The organism is Paenibacillus sp. 23TSA30-6, assembly GCF_014858585.1.
GTDB lineage: Bacteria > Bacillota > Bacilli > Paenibacillales > Paenibacillaceae > Paenibacillus.
Genome location: NZ_SLTL01000026.1, coordinates 55,002 through 73,273, shown reverse-complemented (window position 1 = coordinate 73,273; position 18,272 = coordinate 55,002). Strand labels below are relative to the sequence as shown.

Genomic DNA, 18,272 nt, shown 5'->3' with positions numbered 1-18,272 from the left:
AACGTCTTTTTTGAAAAATTCTATAAGATTAAACTTCATGTCAGTCAATTTATGAAGCGAATCAATCAGCAACCGTTGGAAACGATTGATCGCCTGCTTGTCAGGTTATGATCTTAATTGCGGCCTATATAGATAAAATACTTGACGATATGCCTTCCGCCAAATCAACGTCTATTTCCGCTTGCGCGTGCTTTTCATCAGTGTCATACGCCGCGAATGGCGCAACCAGGAATAGTATGACTTCAAATCCCGCAGTTCAATGGTCTCTGACATCCGACCCAAAAAGGTAATGACAATCATTTTGTGGAGCGGGTTACCCGCAATATCCATTTCGCCAGGCAACTCACCAAACTCGGCTACGACCACCAGGTCACCATCAATTAAATATACATCCTCTTCATTGTGATAATAGGACTCCATCCTGTTTTGCTTTAGACATTCCCAAAGCCAGGCGGCGATATGATTCGTTTCGGACTGTTTCTGTTCTATACGGTCTAAGTAGCGTGTTTTCGCATGATTTGTAATCACAATATCGGCGACCTTCTTGTCGCCCATCTCTACGTAGAACGGCTCGTATGTACTCCATCGCTGCATTGCCTTGTCACGCACGGGATCACTCTCCCCACCAGATAGGTCTTTATATCTACCAATATATTCATATGTTACCTCAATAGACCCGGGACTACAAGTTACAAAATTGAAGTTTATCACTAATTTTTAAAGATAATTTTAGGTCTATCAGCATTAAGACTATTATGCAAAAGTCCTGACTTTATAAAAAAAAGCCAGCCCAAGGGCCGACTTTTTTAAGAAAACTTGAAATTCACACCATTTAAAGATTATATTTCATACTCTTTTAATTTTTCCTTATCGTCGTTATACTCCGTCCTGATCTCATTTCGGAAGGAGCGTTCGACCTTGCGCACATAGGAAAGCCTGCGAATATTTTTAACGGTATCCTCTGCCCGATCTGCATTCATGTAAATGACAACATAATGCATACGCCTCGAAATATAGTGGACATTTCCGTATTTCTCCAAATTGCGGGCAGCCTTGATATCGCTCACCCAAATGATGTACCCTGTCCGCTCGGCAAACATTCGCTTCATCTCCCCTCCATTCGATATCATCCCCTATGGCCTATCCGCAGGAGCACTTGCCTCCGCTACCGCAGCCACCCTTTTTCACATTCGGATCATTGCTCGGCACCTTAATAGTGTCGGACACAGAATAAGCAATCGTTTCGGACATAGCATGGAGCATATCATCCAACGCCCTTTCTGCCCGTTTGAACTCTTGAACCTCCTGAAATTGTTCAAGCTCCAGTTCGACGGCCTGCACTGCATCCTTCGCTTCATGAAAGTTTGGGTGAAAATGCCCAAAACGTTCCGTTTCCGCGAACAGCTCCTTTTTGGCATCCAGCTTGCGTACACACGCCAGAATCGACGGATTCAATTCCACACGCTGTTTCCAATATAAATAATCCGATACCTCAAAGGACCGGTTGACCATATCGCCCAATTCATAGGCGTTAATAAGCACTTCTGCCATATTGACCGTATTCAATTCGGCTACGCTCATGAATGTTCATCTCACTTTATATAAAGTTCTACTGGTAAAGTAGACTCATTTATCATACCACATCCTTCTTTTGAGAAGAAGGAGTTTCATGCACATCCTGGCTCTTCTATGTAAAAGGAACCAGCAGGCGCATATCCGACCATTCCCCCGGCTGTAAAGTCGTGCGGGGCAACGTTTCACCGTCCATTCCGGTAGCATACCAGCCAGTCACACTCCACGGTTCACCGGCAACCACCGCTTCCGGTATCCATTTGACTTCTTTTTCACCGATTCGCAGTCCTACCGCCGCTTGCCAGCGAATTGCCTGTTCCATAAGCTGCCGGGCAGTGGATGCATGGTAGCTTCTCCATTCCTTCGTCCATGACGCAGGTACTGCCGATTTCTCTGGAAAATAATCGGCTGGGTCGGGTAGCGTATGCTCCCGTTCATAAAAATGTAACGTTCGGCCCGTGTAAACCAAGCCAGCCCTTCCCTCTTGTGAAAACATCGGCCATTCCTGATTCGAGTCCGCCACCATTGTGCCAGCCGTTTCGCCATTCGTCGTTTCTGTATCTTCCGCCCTGAATGTACTGTCGGAGCTATCCGGACAAATCCCCTCCGTTCCCGCAACCAGCGGATAACGGTGAACCAGCTCGTCTCCCCCCTCCGGCTCCCGTCGTGGACTTAGCCCAATCGTAGCAAGCGTCTTGCGGATTTTGGCAGCCAAACGTGCCGGAATGATAAAGTCCTTTTCGCCGATCTGTTCAAGCAAACCAGCTAGCCCGGGGTGACGTGCAACAGTGTCTGCGTCTTCTCGGGTACCGCAGCGCAGAAGTGTTACCGTCGCAAACGCTGTCCGTCCCACATCCCCTGCCCACTGCTCCATCGCCACGCGTACATGATCAGGCACGCCTGTCCGGCTATACTTGTCCAGAAGTGCAGGAATGGCTTCGGCCTCCATCCCCAGCTCGATGGCCTCTGTAACACTTTCCCGAGTGATCCGATATATTACCATACGGTCCCCCGTCACACGTTCACAGAAGCATTCCAGCTTCCAGCGCACATCATAAGCTACATCCGGCGGTACCAATATTTCAAAATCCGGCTGTACATAAAAGGTACCTTGCTCCTGAATCGCACCCTTCTCATCATTGGAACGAAGCATATCCAGCGCTGGCACGTTCCAGCGAAAACACAGTTCTCCCGACGCGGTCAGACCCCAATCACCCATTCCAAAGGCAGTCAGCGCTGTCACCCAGCCCCTAACCATATCCATGTATTGTCCGTTAAGGTTGAAATTAGATACCGTGTTGTCCTCAATCCTCACGGGGCTTGCATGTATAACAGGAAATTCCAGAGAATCACCACTTTTCCGGTCCCCTCCACTCAGACTCTCCTGCGAAATCAGTCCCCTCTGAGTCATCCATTGGAGTAACGGCCCGATATGAATCCAGCCTTCTGATCCCGCGTGAGTGGAGGCCACACACAGCATATAACGAAAATGCTGTATAGACGCTTCGGCCTTGCCGTACCTTTCCATGAGCGTGACAAGAATATGCTTGCGCATTTGCCAAGCGGACAAGCGAACCCACGCTGCCAGCCCGGCTTCCTGAACATGAAAAGAAGCAGCTTCCTTCACCAGCAGACCCAAGCTGAGCAGCAAGTCCATCATCACCACCGTTTGCACCGGATACAGCTCGGCGTGCGCATATTGTAGCCCAAGTCCAGTCAAATCTTCCGGATGAAAGGGGGTCAGCTCATTTAGCTTTTGCAGCGACCGTTTATGAATGGTCCCTTTCGCTGTCAAAGGAACTCCTTGCACTGCAATACGTGATAACGCATGCAACAGCTCCGCTTCCAGTCCCGTCATCGCTTCATGTACCGTCACCAGTTGATCCGAATCCATCACTTTCATCGTACTTTGACTTTGCTCCAACAGCATCTCGTACAGATCCGGCAACCGATGAACCGGAATATATAACATTCGTTCGCCCCACGATTTGGTAACCGCCTCCAGCCAGCCCCGATCGCGCAGTCCGTGCAGTGCCAACTTCGTTTCGGCTCCGCTCAGCGCTCCCCTGGTAAGCCGTAATGGCTCTTCTTCCTTTATGGGCTGTCCCGCGTGCCGGATAAAACATCGACGTAGCACTAACAGCTCATCCGATGCAAGCTCCTTCCAGCCGCCTTCCGTGTTCGTTACGCCCATTTTTTGATCACGCCTCCTTTTTCTTTCCGCCAGCTTCAGCCTCATCATCCAGGTTCCCGATAACCTCCCCCGAGCTAAATCTGCAAATCGCATATTCATAGCCCTGCTCAATCAAAAACAGTTGACGGCGGGCTGCAAAATCCGTCTCCTTGCTGTTCTCCGTCACCAGCGCATAAAAATAAGCCTTATTTTCACCAGTCTTGGGTCGCAAAATGCGGCCAAGCCGCTGTGCCTCCTCCTGACGGGAACCGAAGCTGCCCGATACCTCAATAGCCACGGCCGCATCCGGCAAATCCACAGCAAAGTTAGCCACCTTGGACACCAGCAGGGTCCGAATCGTACCATTGCGGAATGCATCGAACCACCGCACTCGTTCTGTCTGGCTCATTGACCCGGTTATCAACGGTACGTTCAGCTCCTGGGCCAATGTGCGCAATTGATCCAAATATTGCCCGATAATAAGCGTGGGCAAGCCCTTGTGCTGCTGCATCAGGTTGCGAACCGCTTCCAGCTTGGCCGGATTTTCGGCGGCGATCCGGTACTGCTGCCTGCCTTCAGCACGCATACTGCGCTCCAGAAGCGCAGCCGACATGGGGAGCCGCAGCTCCACACAATCGACCTGAGCGATCCAGCCCTGTCGCTCCAGCTCTTTCCATGGCATGTCGTACCGCTTCGGTCCGATCAAGGAGAACACATCCCGCTCACACCCGTCCTCCCGAACCAGCGTCGCGGTTAAGCCCAAACGGCGGGTAGCCTGAATATCCGCCGTTGCTCGAAATACCGGCGCGGGCAGCAAATGCACCTCATCATATACTATCAGCCCCCATTTGCGCTCGCTCAGCAGCTTCATATGCTCAAATTCCCCATCTTTGGTACGGCGGTGCGTCAAAATCTGATAGGTCGCCGCCGTAATCGGACGCACTTCCTTTTTCTGACCACTGTATTCCCCAATGGAATCGGCAGGAATATCCGTCTTTAGCTTCAATTCCTCAATCCATTGCCGAACAGATGTGGTATTGGAGGTTAAAATAAGCACCTCGCACTGAAGCCGTTCCATCACCGCCATACCGATCACGGTTTTTCCTGCTCCGCATGGAAGCACCAGCACGCCGCTGCCACCCTGGCCGTCAGCCCCCTCAAACGCATCAGCCGCCTCCATTTGATAATCACGAAGCTTCAGCTCCGTTTGTCCCTGACCCAGAGAAAAATGAAGCTGATTCCCCTCAAGATAGCCTGCTGTATCCATGACCGGAAAACCAAGACGGGTCAGTTCCTGTTTGAGCAATCCCCGATTTTCTGGCGGAACCGACACGGTCACTTCACTGTCACGAAGCAAACCAAGCTGCTCCAGATCCTGTTTGAGCAGCAGTTCATCCAGTAAAGCCGGACTGTCCGCCGTTAGTATCAAGCGGTCGACCGCTGCACCCCTGTGAGTTGTATCCGTCTCCATGCCTATAGTTACATCTTTCTCTATACTGTTCAGATCAGCAGTATCCGTGCTGCAACGCCCCTCTTTTTCTGCTCTCACCCGTGACAGCGTCAACGTCCCGTAACGGGAAACGAGCTGTTCAATATCCTTTAGCAAATCACGGGGAATATCCCAACGGGACATGGAATGTAGACTATTTTGAACATCCGCGGCACTCCACCCAAGGGCAGCCGCATTCCACAGAGACAAAGGAGTGATGTGATATGTATGAAAAGCGGACGGGCTTTTAACCAGCTCCGCATAGACCTGCAACTGTGAACGTGCATGCTCTGAAGCGGGCAGTCCGATTTCCAGCAAAACAGTAAAATCGCGTTGTACAATACAAGGGTGATCCGGATTCATAATTACCTCCCGTCAATCTATAACACATCATCTTAAAATCTATATAACGAACAGTTTGTCCGTTTATTCGCAGATCAATCGGAATAGCAAGAAGTCCAACCCGTATATGGGTTGAACTCCTTGTCATTCAGGCCTATCCTTGCTTTTTTACCTAGTGAACCTGTTCGGAAATATGGCTAAGCGCCTCTCCAGCGTTGTCTGCAAAAATATTACGTACGGCCAGATCGCCAATCGAAACAATCCCGATCAAACGATCCCCTTCCGTTACGGGCAGACGACGGATTTGCTGCTCCGCCATTAGCTCGGCTGCTTGATCCACCGACATGTCGGCTTGAGCTGTACGGATACCTGTCGTCATCACTGCGTCGACCGAACTAGAGCCGGAATGCTTGCCCGCATAACCGCGAACGACTAGGTCACGGTCTGTTACCACACCAATAAGCTTGTCACTGCCTTCGCTCTCCACAACCGGGATAAAACCGGTGTCGTTATCCTTCATTTTGAGCGCAATTTCATAAATATTGTCTTGCGGGGTAACCGTTACACATTTTTCAGTCATAACTTCCTGAACCTTTTTCATGGGTACTCCCTCCTTTTCAAGAGTAGGGTACCCCATTTCATTCTGCTCATACGCCGAATCAGCTCATCCAGATTCAGCTCACGTTAGCTGTTAGCGGCTGGAATTTTCTGTTTTTCGCTCCGCAGCATATCCGGTAGACATCGCAATAAACAAACGAACCGCCTTAATCATCGCGTCCTCGTCAAAATCAAACTTAGGATGGTGATGCGGATAAACGGCTCCCTTAGCAGGATTACCTGCTCCCACGAACATAAAGCAGCCCGGCACACGTTCCAAATAATAAGCAAAATCTTCGGCAGGCATCAGCTTCGACGCTTCCTGAACTTTTCCCTCTCCAAAAACAGGTCCTGCTTCCTTAAAGAAACGCAAAGCTTCTTGCGCATCATTTACAACAGGCGGGTATCCCATAATATAGCGGATATTGGCTGTTGTTCCGTAAGTTGCCGCTGTAAGCTCCGTAACCGCATGCAGTCGATCCTTCATCACCGTCCGGGTTTCCTCGTCAAACGTACGGATCGTCCCACTCAGGCGGCATGTTTCCGCAATCACATTTTGCGCAGCTCCCCCTTGAATTGTTCCCACCGTCAGCACAGCAGGCCGCAAAGGGTCCACAGAACGGCTCACGATGCTTTGCAGCTGCATAACAAGAGCTGAGCCCGCTACCACACTATCATGGGTGGACTGAGGCATACCGCCATGACCACCCTTGCCCGTAATTTCAATATAAAAATCGTCCGCCGCCGCCATCAACGGCCCTGCGCAACTCGCAGCCGTTCCGACCGGGAACGGTGTCCATAGATGGATGCCATAGATAACGTCCACACCTTCCAGCACACCATCCTTCAGCACATTGACCGCGCCGCCAGGCAACAATTCCTCCGCAGGCTGGAACAACAACCGTATTTCTCCTTCCAGCTCATCCCGATGCAGACTAAAATAGTAAGCCGTTCCGAGCAAAACGGACGTATGCCCGTCATGTCCACATGCGTGCATGGCTCCGTCTACGCTGGAACGATATTCGCACTCTTTTTCATCCTGAATGGGGAGAGCATCCATATCAGCGCGTAGCATCACAACAGGGCCGGGCTTGGAACCACGAATGGTACCGACAACACCATGCCCTCCTACGTGACGGCGAACCTCAATCCCCCAGTTTTCCAACTTGTCCGCTACAAAGGCTGCGGTTTTGCTTTCCCGAAAAGAGATTTCGGGATTTTTATGTAAATATCTGCGCCACTCCACCATATCGTTCTGTAGCTGGTCAAACCAGCTCTTATCTGTCGCATGTTGTGTCATATTGCTCCACCTCTCCTTTTAAAACACCGGGCAGCTTCCCAATAAATCTTGCAGATTCACAACGTATGTGCCACTGCTCTCAAACCTTATTTTGTATTCTATTGTAGCAGATATGGAATTATTGCGATATCCGTTGCTGTATAGAGGTTGCAGAAGCCCTCCAAACATACTATGATTAAATGGATAAACGATAAAATAATAATGATAAACGCCTGCGAGGCATACACTTGCGGCGAATACCGGGGGAAGCTGATATGAGAAATACGAAGCCGGAGACTCGAAGAAGAGGCACACCGGATTTCCAATTGCTGATCCTCACCTTGTTGCTGGTTGGATTCGGTGTAATCATGGTATTTAGCGCCAGCTCCAGCGTAGCTCTGCTGAATAAAGATTACAATTTTGACTCTTTATATTTTGTGAAGCGTCAAGCTGCGTTTGCTATACTAGGACTTTTCATCATGTTCGTAGCTATGAATATTAGGATGGAAAAATATAAAAAGCTCTTTGTGCCCTTGTTTTTTATCACCATTTTACTGCTAGTCATCGTTCTTTTTACAGGCTCTCTCAACGGCGCAAAAAGCTGGCTCAGATTTGGTAGTATTGGTTTCCAGCCAACCGAGCTTGCGAAAATATCCATTATCCTGTACTTATCCGCGCTGATTGTCAAAAAAGGGGATCGCTTTAGAGATTTACGAACCGGCTACATACCCGTGACCGTCATTGTAGGCTTTGTTGCAGGACTCATTATGCTTCAACCGGATTTTGGCTCCTGCTTCATTCTGGTAGCCACCAGTGGCCTGATTATTTATGCCGGGGGAGCCAGCGTCAAGCATATTACGGCTTCGATTGGTCTGCTCTTACTGGGCGCTGCCCTCGTTTTTGGTGTAGGCTCGTTGTTTGGAGGAAATTCCGGAACAACAGATGGACAAGCCACAGCCAAGCAAGATTATAAAATCGGACGTTTTCAGGCCTTTCTCAATCCTACGGAAGATAAACTGGGGACTGGATATAATCTCGTACAATCCTTGCAAGCTATAGGAGAAGGCGGACTAAGTGGATCAGGATTTGGTAAGGGCATTATCAAGCTTCACTACTTGCCTAACTCTTTTAATGACTTTATTTTTTCCGTAATTGGTGAAGAATTCGGATTCATTGGAACAGCGATATTCCTGATGCTGTATCTGTATTTTATTTGGCGAGGGATGATCATCGCCTTGCGTTGTCATGATCCGTTTGGGACGTTGGTAGGTACAGGTATTATGGGACTGATCGCTATCCAGGCGTTCATTAATATCGGCGGTGTAACCCAGACTATTCCGATCACCGGGGTCACGCTTCCTTTTATCAGTTTTGGTGGATCGTCCCTTCTTGTTACGATGTTCTCCATGGGGATTATGCTTAGCATCTCCCGCGAAAACACCAAGCAGGCAGTACAGGAACGTACTACAGGAGTAGCAGTTCGGACCGAAGTCCCTAATCGTTTTCAAACCCGGAGAGCCAACCGTTCCCGCTAAAAAAAGAACTTCCCAGATCACCGATAATGGTGGTTTTGGAAGTTCTTTTGTATATGTATATACATGTATTCAATCTGGCGGAATAGGCTGCAGCTTATCTACAAACAAAAACTGGCGTTTCTAAAAATCGCCAGTTTTTGTGTTCTCATTCATATCTTCGCGGGGAAATCCCCTGCATGTATAAAACTGGCGAAAAACGTCGATGTACCCACCACGTCTTTTTTACACCGCGTCGTCCTTGAAAGCGACACCCTCTACTTTTACGTTCACTTCCACAACCCGCAGACCTGTCATGCTTTCGACAGCTTCCCGCACATTTTGCTGAAGAATTCGGGACACCTCATGAATCGGTGTTTCGTAGAGCACAATAATGCGAAGATCAATGGCAGCTTCCAACTGTCCAACCTCCACTGATACGCCTTTTTGCACATTTTTACCACTCAGCCTTTTGGCCCAGCCTTCGGATAAGCCGCCTGACATTGCAGCAATACCGGGCGTCTCCAGTGCGGCCATCCCCGCAATTTTACCTACGACATCGTTGGAAATCTTGATGTTTCCTGCTTCCAGTTGTTGAATTTGCTCTGCCATGACCTATGTCCCCCTTCATCCATCCTTTATTTGTATTGTAAAGCCTCAGCCACTGCAATTGCAAACCTTGCGTATGAAAAATAACTTCCGTTTACAACCTATATCAATTTGGGTATATTATTTTAGAAAATCCATACAAGTGACAGCATTCACCAAACTTGTACATATCCTTTGATATCGAGGTGCACTTCATTGAAAAAATGGTTATCTCCCAGCTTGCTTATCGCAACCTTGGTCCTTAGCGCAGTTGCACATTACACACATTGGAACGCGATCGCCCAATTCGTCATTTGCGCAATCTCTGTCGTGTTCGTAGCCGGGTTTCTCGGCAGAGCCACCGAAAGCGTAGCACATTATGCAGGCCAACGTCTGGGCGGATTTTTGAATGCCACCTTTGGCAACGCAGCCGAACTGATCATCGCCATCTTTCTCGTCAAAGAAGGTCTTTACGATATGGTGAAGGCGAGTCTGACCGGCTCAATCATCGGCAATCTGCTGCTGGTGCTTGGAGCAAGCCTGTTCGCTGGCGGATTGAAATACAAAGTGCAAAACTTTAATGTATCGCTGGCTGGTTTAAGCGGTTCGTTGATGATTGTGGCGGTCATTGCCCTGTTCGTTCCGGCTGTATTTCTAAATACACATGTCATTACAGATAGTGAATCGGATACGCTCAGTCTGATTGTCGCGGGCACACTGATTGTGGCTTATATTGCGTGGCTTATTTTTTCGATGATTACGCACAAAGACTACTTATCTGACGTGACTGAACAAAAGGACGAAGAATTGCCGCATGAGCATGCTCCTGTGTGGTCCAGAAACAAATCCATTAGCTACCTGGTAATCGCTACCGTCATGGTCGCCTTTGTCAGCGAATGGCTTGTCGGAACACTGGAGGTATTCACGACCCAGTTCGGACTCAGCGAATTGTTCGTGGGTGCTTTCCTCGTTGCCATTATCGGTAATGCGGCTGAGCACAGCGCAGCCATTTTGCTGGCGATGAAAAACAAAATCGGCGCATCTGTCGAAATCGCAGTCGGCAGCAGCCTGCAAATTGCGTTATTCGTTGCACCTGTGTTGATTTTTGTCAGCTACTTCATGGGAAATACAATGAATATCGTTTTTACTACGATTGAGCTGGTCGCCATTGCCGTCGCTGTATTTATCGCCAAATCCATTACTCAGGACGGCTCAACCAACTGGTATGAAGGATTGATGCTGCTGGTTGTGTATATTCTGTTAGGTGTATCTTTCTTCCTCGTGTAGACACCTTTCAAGGTTTTAAAATGTTCATTAGGATGGTAGTGACCGCTTCACGTTTCATTTGAGCTTCTGATCACTGTTGCCCTTGGTTTTTTAAGATGATATAACTCCTTAAACGGTTAAAATTCAAGGGCAAAGGTGAACGCTTACGCTTCTCCAGATTCAAATGAACCGCTACGCTGCTGTTATCCCCTGAAAGAACATTATAAAAGATAGGTCGACTCGTTCCCATTTCATATGTAAAGGCATCAAAAAAAGCATGCTCTCGAACTCCGCATGCTCTCATCAATGAAACCGTCTTTCTAATTGGCCTTATTGTTCATGGCCTCATATAGAATAGCCAGATTGCGTTCCAGCTCACTGACCAGCTGTTTACCTACCATTTCCGGAAGAAGGCCGGCGCGAACCGCGAAATCCACTTCCTTGGAAAATCCGTACATCTGAGTATCCAGCACTTCCTCATAGAGAGGGCAATAACGGGTTGCCAGATTCTCCATCTGTACTTCAATAAGCTTCTTTATTTTATCTGCGTCATCTTGAAGCAGATTAATAGCCTTAATATTCAATTGTTCCTGCAAATCAGATGAAGTCATGGATTCTTCCCCCCTATCTCTCAATGTCGCACAAGACGTTCTAACCTTAATATTAGACCAAATTGCAGGCTAATACAAGAACCTGACAAAAAAAGCATCCCTACAGTTACAGGTAGGGATGCTTTTGATCCAAGAATATAGTCAGGAGGCTACCGATATGTGTAGCCCGTGCTTCTGGAACACTTCAGTGATCGCTTTCTTGGCTTCCTCCGCGTCAGGTCCATGAACGTGCAGCTCATAGCTGTGGCTGCTGACTAATGTCGTAAACAAGCCAAGTATACTTTTCACGTCAATATACTTATTTTCGGAATGAAGGACGATGGAAGAAGTAAACTTGCTCGCTGTCTGTGCAATTTCAACAACCGCCGCGTTATTATTAGACATAGAGATCCCTCGCTTTACTGGATTATCATGTATCATTACTCATCCATTATAATACATTGGAATCGCTTTCTCAGCAAGGATAGAAATCGTTATTTCAAATTCTCGGGATTTAACGGCTCCAGCTCAGGCAGTACAAAAATGCCATCCTTGCGGATCAGAACATCGTCAAAATAAATTTCACCACCACCGTATTCCGGACGCTGAATCAAGACCAAATCCCAATGGATTGAAGAACGATTACCGTTATCTGCTGTTTCATAAGCTTGACCCGGCGTGAAATGCAAGCTGCCTGCGATTTTTTCGTCAAACAGAATATCCTTCATCGGATGCAAAATATACGGATTGAACCCAATTGCAAACTCGCCAATATAGCGTGCTCCCTCATCGGAATCCAAAATATCGTTTAACCGCTTCGTATCATTACTCGTTGCTTCTACAATTTTACCATTCTCAAAGCGGAATTTTACATTTTCAAAGGTGATACCGTTGTACAGCGTTTGTGCATTATAGCTAATAGTTCCATTAACGGAATCTCGAACAGGGGCGCTATATACTTCGCCATCTGGAATATTGCATTGACCGGAGCATTTGATGGCGCCAATTTGCTTAATAGAGAAATTCAGATCTGTGCCCGGTCCGCTAATCCGAACCTTATCTGTCCGGTTCATCAGGTCAGCCAGCGCATCCTGCGCCTTATCCATTTTCGCGTAATCCAGATTGCACACATTGAAATAAAAATCTTCGAACGCCTCTGTGCTCGTATTCGCCAATTGCGCCATGCTGTCATTCGGATAACGCAGCACTACCCATTTCGTATGCTTTACCCGCTGCTCGCTATGTACCGCATGTTGATAAATCGAATTATACAATTTCATCTTGTCTTCCGGCACGTCTGACAGATCATTGACATTTTCACCAGCGCGAATCCCGATGTAGCAATGCATTTGTTTCATCCGGTTGAGGTCTATTTCAGCCCAGGTTTGCACCATTTCCTTTGTCGCATGACGTAGCATGGCGCTCTGTACCTTACGATCAGTAAGCTGAACGAAAACGTTGCCGCCTTTTTTGCCTACCTCATGAATAATGGCGTTAAGCAGGTCACGCTCTGTACCAATCATTTCAACCAGCACGTTCTCACCCGGCTGTACCTCAACAGAGTAACCTACCAGATTTTCTGCCAGTTTAAGTATTCTGGGATCTTTCATTTAATGTCTCTCCTTCTCTGTTACATTCTTTTTGAACAACGGTTAATTCGAAGTCCATTGTATCATGCCCGTTGCGTTACTTGTAGCCCTCAAAAGCAACTCTGGTAATCAGAGCTTCCTCATGCCCCTCTCCATTTGCCTCCTGCCGCGCAATTTTGCATTCCGACGACAACTTCAGGGGCAAGCCTGTTTGGCGGTCTATCGTCAGATGATACACAGCATGCACATCAGAATGTTCTAATTGGCTACTCATATCCTCGCGACTCTGCGCCCATATTCGATTCAGTTTTTGCTGCACCTCTTGATTCTTCCCGTTCTGCTTCATGTTTGCTTGCAAGAGGTGAGGATTTATGGCATCCATTTCTTTCATTAAACGGTCTTTCAACCATCGCTTGGCTGAGGACGATTCTGGCTCAATCCTCACTACCCAGGTTCCCCGCGCGGCCCCGGCCTCTATACGAATGGTTTTATTCAGTGCATTCAGTTCCTCCAGCTCCTGAATCGGATTAAAACGATTTAACGTCCCTACTCCATTCATAGCTATACGACTGGATGTAACGGCAATCCATTTTCCATCCAGACGAAGAAAACGCTCCTGTGTTACCCCATCCCCGGATGCGCCTTGTTTGAGTGCAGCATAGCTTGACCGCTTGTTAAAAGCCCCCGCAGAACTCCAATGCATGGTCAGTTCATCGTGGTTGCTCACCTTACCATGATATGCGAACTGTTTATCCACCGGCATACCATTTCTGGCTATGACACCAGCCTGACCTTTGAACGTTAACGTTTCTTTGCCTGCTATCCCTGCAACGGCTCTTTTAAAAATCTGATCCGGCGCATTTTGCTGTTCTGCAAGTGTACATCCACTTAACGAGCACATGGTGAGCAACATACAAACCAGCATACTCCATTCTCTTCTCCAATCCATCCAATCATCCGCCCATCATATCCTGATATAACCTTACCAATGGGTAAGGGCTGTACTTCAGGAAAACTACGTTATTTTTATAGCTACGATTAGGGTTTCCTGACTACAAAAGGTTATGCACAGCAAAAAAAGAGAACACTCCATAAGGAACATTCTCTAGGCGTCGCCCACATGATCAATAACAATCCGGTTGCGACCTTCATTTTTCGCCTCATACAATGCCATATCCGCCCTGTAAAATAAAGATTCAATGCTGATCTGCTCATCCAGCCAGTTCCATTCAGCAATCCCGCAGGAAACGGTCACCTGAGGCTGGGTTTCATGTTGTACGCGATAGCGGATTTTTTCCGCATACTCCAGCGCCTGCTGTACTCCAAGCTGCGGCAAATAAATTGCCAATTCCTCGCCGCCCCATCTGGCACATACATCCTCGCTACGGGTCGCCGAACGAACAATATCACTGACACTTTTCAATATTTGATCACCTGTCTGATGCCCGTATGTATCATTCACCTGTTTGAACTGATCAATGTCCACCAAAATGAGAGAACCGCAAAAATCTTTCTCCTGATGTCTCTGAATCACCTTGTCCACATAATGACGTACATACAGACCTGTTAGCATGTCCATATTGGCCAGACGCCGTACCTCAGCATGCAGCATGGCATTTGTTACCGCCAATCCGATATGGGGGGCCAGCATTTGCAACATTTTGTAATTATCGTACGAAAAAAAGTGAGGGAGCTTGCTGGACAATAAAATAGCCCCTCTCGGTGTACCGCTGGTTTTCATAGGTACCGCCATCAAAGAAAGGGAATCGGTCATATCCATAAAATCGGAGGATATCTTCCCTTCCTTTCTGTAATCTGATACGATAACAGGCTCTCCTGTTCTGCGTATCAGCCCTGCAAACCCATCCTCGCCAGAGTAACTGTGCAGCCTTAAACTTTCTACGTTGCTTGACGTGACCTTAAAGCAATTTCCTTCCTGATCGAGTTGCACAATACAGCAAAAGTCAGCCAAGAACATTTTCAATAATTCCTGCACAGCAAACTCGAATATTTCGTTCAGCTTAAGGCTTTGATTCAAGCGCTGAACCAGTTCATTAATGAGACGCAACTCATGGATGAGCACATTGGATTGCTCCAGCAGCTTTGCATTTTCAAATGCGGTGCCTGCTGTGTCCGCCATCATGGCGATCAGCTCCACATCCACTTTCTTCATGCTTTCGGCACCTGATGGAAGAATCATATGAAACACACCATATACACCTTGCTTGCCACGTAAAGGAATGCCGATTTCAGTCATTTCTCCTTCTGTGCCTACAGGCTCATTTACAGCCATTTGGCCTTTCATAAATGCACGCACACATACATCCTCGTCCCGCTCGTGCAACAACAAAGGTTTGACTTGCGGATTACGACTGTGCCGATCCTGGCTCATATATAACGTGATATCTACATGCGGAAACAAGTAAGCTATGCTGCCAAATACCTCGTCCAGCACGCCTTCAACATCAATCTTGTCATGCATTCGCTTTACAATCTGAAATAAAATAGAGCGTCGCCTGCCATCGCGGTCGCTCCGGTTCTGCATCCCGAGGATATCTTCCATAAATATATACTCAAATCTCGTATAAAAGCAGGATCTAAAATGCAAAGTTGCCGCTAATAATGCGTCCTGCTCGGGAACAGAATGTTGAGCAGACAGTGTAAAACGAAGAGCAGCAAAAGCCTCACCCTTATGATTACGGCAAAATACAGGAACCATGTACACAAATGCAAGGCTTCCGTCCCGAAGTTTGCGTTGACTTATTTCCATTTCTCTGGACAAGCAGCAACGTTCGACCAGCTCCAAATCCTCGTCATCATCCTCTTCCCTACCTGCAACCCGAACACCTGTAAAATTAAAAACGGCGGATTGTTCTTCATTAACCCACGATATACCATTGCTCTGCTGCAACCAGTTCCGATATCCTTGGACAAGAAGCTGATTAATATAGGGGAAATCAAATGGTGTCATATCCATGTTTTGGAGCCAGGCAAAAGACGTATATTCTTTATCATCAAACAGCGGAGCACCGCTAACCTGGGCTGTTTTACCGTCAAGCGTTTGCTGATCCGTTGTTGAAAAGTCCGACATATTAAGGCGCTCCTTTACAGCAAAATTAGCTGTACCAAGACAGCGGCTACGCACCACTATAGCTTATAATATGATCTATTTTACTCTTAACTCCAGAAATTTGCATCCATTTTTCAGAAATTCGTCCCACTTTTTTAGTTCTAAAGCCCTATCGACAAATTTTGACGTTTTCATTCTTTTTCTCTTCTTGACATGACCCACTATTACATATAGTATATATTAATGAAAAAGACTGTACGGCAGAACTATCTACTGTGCGGATCTTAAATTTTGGGCGTAACAGTTTGTGTCACCCTCATCTTATTTGTTGCTAACAGGACAGCGGCTGAACTTTTCTGTCAGTAGTGCGCATCACCTTGATTGGTAGCGCCGAACAAATTGGAGCGCAAAGAGAGCCCCAACTCAAATTTTAATTATGAAGGAGTTAACTCTATAATGGCACGTTACACTGGTCCTAAATTTAAATTGAGCCGTCGTCTGGGGATTTCCCTGAGCGGCACAGGTAAAGAATTGAAACGCCCTTTCCCTCCGGGACAACATGGTGCAAACCAACGGAGAAAAATCAGCAACTACGGTATGCAGCTTCAAGAAAAACAAAAGCTGCGTCACATGTACGGCTTGGGTGAAAAACAATTCCGCACTCTGTTCAACAAAGCTCAACACATGCACGGTATCGCTGGTGAGAACTTCATGTTCTTGCTGGAAAGCCGCCTGGACAACCTCGTGTTCCGTCTTGGCTTTGCTAACTCCCGTGCAGGCGCACGTCAATTGGTAGCACACGGTCACGTTACTGTGAACGGTAAAAAAGTTGACATCGCTTCTTACCAAGTAAGCCTGGGCGACGTGATCGGTCTTCGTGAAAGAAGTCGTTCCCTGTCTTCCATCAAAGAAGCTTTGGAAAACCGCAACCACTTGGCAGCTTACCTGGAGTACAATGACGCAGCTCTGGAAGGCAAATACATCCGTTTGCCTGAGCGTGGCGAATTGTCCCAAGATATCGACGAAAAACAAATCGTCGAATTCTACAACCGCTAATCCTTGTGATAGCACTGAAAAGCACCCGAACTTCGTTCGGGTGCTTTTTTCGTGTTACTGTTGCGTGAAGCTTGTAACATTTTATTCAATCGGTATATATATCTTAATATCCAAATCTGGAAAGGAAGAATTCATCACGTCGGTGATTTCAAAATCCGGTCCTTCCCTACGCTCAAAATTAGAGTTGGGAAGCCATGTGCCGTAGATATAGTTTCGTACATCCTGAACCTGGCCATTCGGACCTGAAGCGTTAAATTCGGCATACTTTCCTGCAGGAATCTCCATATAGATAAATCCCTCTGCCAAATCTTCCGCTTCTCCCTCAACTTCCTCGCCAATCACAAATGAAAATTCACCATTATCTTGAAAAGAGCAAGCAATACCGTACGACATCCCTGGTGCAATTTTATTCGGAATACGCATAAAATGCTCATTCGTTCCAAAGTGATCATAAAATCCTGGAATCTCATTATAATGCTGCTCATGATTCAAGTTTGTTTTGTACTCATGGCCTATGACCTTAATCGTATCGAATTGCAGCATTACCGGCTTATTCACATCCAAATCCCCTTTGGTGTTTTTTTGATAATCCAGAAAATTAATCTTGTGTTGCTGGGAAATATCTATATCACTGTTCCGGTATTTCCCCGGGGTGACACCAAAACTTTTTTTCAAAAGCACGTGTAAATGCTTCTTGTGAACTGTACTGGTATTCAAGAGCAATATCTAATACCTTTTGATTAGACTGTTTCAGCCCTACAGCCGCCTCTGATAATCTTCTCTTCCTTATATACTGTTGAACCGTAAAACCCGAAATCGCCTGAAAAAGCCTCTGAAAATGAAAGGATGAAAAGCAAGATTGCGAAGCAATTTCCGTAATTTTCAACTCTTCTCGAAGATTCATTTCAATAAACTCAATCGCACACTGTATTCTTTTAAAGTAGTCCATACGATCCTTCCCCTTACTTGTTATAGTTTGACGATTCATCCACCAAGCGAATTTAGCAAGACTTCGTAATCCATTATGTACAATCCTGCACATACTTGTTTGATCATTTGTGCTAAGTTTACCACGCCCTTTTTACTTCAGTAGAAATAAAAACAACGCAGAGACACTATGCATGTCTCTGCGTTGTTAAAATAAAGGTGA

General features: G+C 46.9%; 16 protein-coding genes and 1 pseudogene. 3 read left to right on the top strand and 14 right to left on the bottom strand.

Annotated features, from left to right (window positions below):
- Window positions 1-171: 171 nt before the first annotated feature.
- The 7 genes from E0698_RS20660 to E0698_RS20630 form a co-directional block, all read right to left on the bottom strand.
- Window positions 172-609 carry a hypothetical protein gene (locus tag E0698_RS20660; RefSeq protein WP_025684234.1) on the bottom strand — a complete coding sequence of 146 codons (438 nt, stop codon included), beginning with the start codon at window positions 607-609 and terminating at the stop codon, window positions 172-174.
- A 230-nt stretch (window positions 610-839) separates the two neighbouring features.
- Window positions 840-1,100, bottom strand: coding sequence for a YlbG family protein (locus E0698_RS20655; RefSeq protein WP_014282311.1), 261 nt, complete (start codon window positions 1,098-1,100; stop codon window positions 840-842).
- Window positions 1,101-1,140: 40 nt separating this feature from the next.
- Entirely contained in the window at window positions 1,141-1,581 is a 441-nt protein-coding gene (locus E0698_RS20650) for a YlbF family regulator (RefSeq protein ID WP_044648891.1), read from the bottom strand.
- Between the two features lie 106 nt (window positions 1,582-1,687).
- Complete coding sequence (locus E0698_RS20645; RefSeq protein ID WP_192512766.1) at window positions 1,688-3,766, bottom strand: helicase-associated domain-containing protein; 2,079 nt, start codon at window positions 3,764-3,766, stop codon at window positions 1,688-1,690.
- A gap of 7 nt (window positions 3,767-3,773) precedes the next feature.
- Window positions 3,774-5,597, bottom strand: coding sequence for a DNA repair helicase XPB (locus E0698_RS20640; protein WP_192512765.1), 1,824 nt, complete (start codon window positions 5,595-5,597; stop codon window positions 3,774-3,776).
- A gap of 151 nt (window positions 5,598-5,748) precedes the next feature.
- A complete protein-coding gene (locus E0698_RS20635; RefSeq protein ID WP_025684238.1) occupies window positions 5,749-6,177 on the bottom strand; it encodes a CBS domain-containing protein in 429 nt (142 codons plus the stop codon).
- A 90-nt stretch (window positions 6,178-6,267) separates the two neighbouring features.
- Complete coding sequence (locus tag E0698_RS20630; RefSeq protein WP_192512764.1) at window positions 6,268-7,473, bottom strand: M20 metallopeptidase family protein; 1,206 nt, start codon at window positions 7,471-7,473, stop codon at window positions 6,268-6,270.
- Window positions 7,474-7,727: 254 nt separating this feature from the next.
- On the opposite strand from E0698_RS20630, the gene ftsW reads away from it, so the two are divergent.
- The gene (ftsW, locus tag E0698_RS20625) at window positions 7,728-8,987 is read left to right on the top strand and encodes a putative lipid II flippase FtsW (protein WP_149093477.1); all 1,260 of its coding nucleotides are present in this window, start codon (window positions 7,728-7,730) and stop codon (window positions 8,985-8,987) included.
- Between the two features lie 222 nt (window positions 8,988-9,209).
- Here ftsW and E0698_RS20620 read toward each other — a convergent pair whose 3' ends face one another.
- Window positions 9,210-9,575 (bottom strand): Asp23/Gls24 family envelope stress response protein, encoded by a 366-nt coding sequence (locus E0698_RS20620; protein WP_013310912.1) that lies wholly within the window; start codon window positions 9,573-9,575, stop codon window positions 9,210-9,212.
- A gap of 192 nt (window positions 9,576-9,767) precedes the next feature.
- Here E0698_RS20620 and cax point away from each other — a divergent pair, with 192 nt between their 5' ends.
- Entirely contained in the window at window positions 9,768-10,838 is a 1,071-nt protein-coding gene (gene cax / locus E0698_RS20615; RefSeq protein WP_192512763.1) for a calcium/proton exchanger, read from the top strand.
- A gap of 299 nt (window positions 10,839-11,137) precedes the next feature.
- Here cax and E0698_RS20610 read toward each other — a convergent pair whose 3' ends face one another.
- From E0698_RS20610 to E0698_RS20590, 5 genes are all read right to left on the bottom strand, one after another.
- On the bottom strand, window positions 11,138-11,428 hold the full coding sequence (locus E0698_RS20610; protein WP_134913606.1) for a YlaN family protein: 291 nt from the start codon (window positions 11,426-11,428) through the stop codon (window positions 11,138-11,140).
- 141 nt (window positions 11,429-11,569) lie between these two features.
- Complete coding sequence (locus E0698_RS20605) at window positions 11,570-11,812, bottom strand: HPr family phosphocarrier protein (RefSeq protein ID WP_134913604.1); 243 nt, start codon at window positions 11,810-11,812, stop codon at window positions 11,570-11,572.
- Window positions 11,813-11,901: 89 nt separating this feature from the next.
- The gene (locus E0698_RS20600; protein WP_044649318.1) at window positions 11,902-13,017 is read right to left on the bottom strand and encodes an aminopeptidase; all 1,116 of its coding nucleotides are present in this window, start codon (window positions 13,015-13,017) and stop codon (window positions 11,902-11,904) included.
- Window positions 13,018-13,093: 76 nt separating this feature from the next.
- Complete coding sequence (locus tag E0698_RS20595) at window positions 13,094-13,945, bottom strand: hypothetical protein (RefSeq protein ID WP_134913600.1); 852 nt, start codon at window positions 13,943-13,945, stop codon at window positions 13,094-13,096.
- 156 nt (window positions 13,946-14,101) lie between these two features.
- Window positions 14,102-16,087, bottom strand: coding sequence for a sensor domain-containing diguanylate cyclase (locus tag E0698_RS20590; protein ID WP_192512762.1), 1,986 nt, complete (start codon window positions 16,085-16,087; stop codon window positions 14,102-14,104).
- A gap of 435 nt (window positions 16,088-16,522) precedes the next feature.
- Between E0698_RS20590 and rpsD the strand changes: the two genes are divergently transcribed.
- Entirely contained in the window at window positions 16,523-17,122 is a 600-nt protein-coding gene (gene rpsD, locus E0698_RS20585; protein WP_025684247.1) for a 30S ribosomal protein S4, read from the top strand.
- A gap of 81 nt (window positions 17,123-17,203) precedes the next feature.
- On the opposite strand, the pseudogene E0698_RS20580 reads toward rpsD, so the two are convergent.
- Window positions 17,204-18,071, bottom strand: a pseudogene (locus E0698_RS20580) (AraC family transcriptional regulator).
- Window positions 18,072-18,272 lie beyond the last annotated feature (201 nt).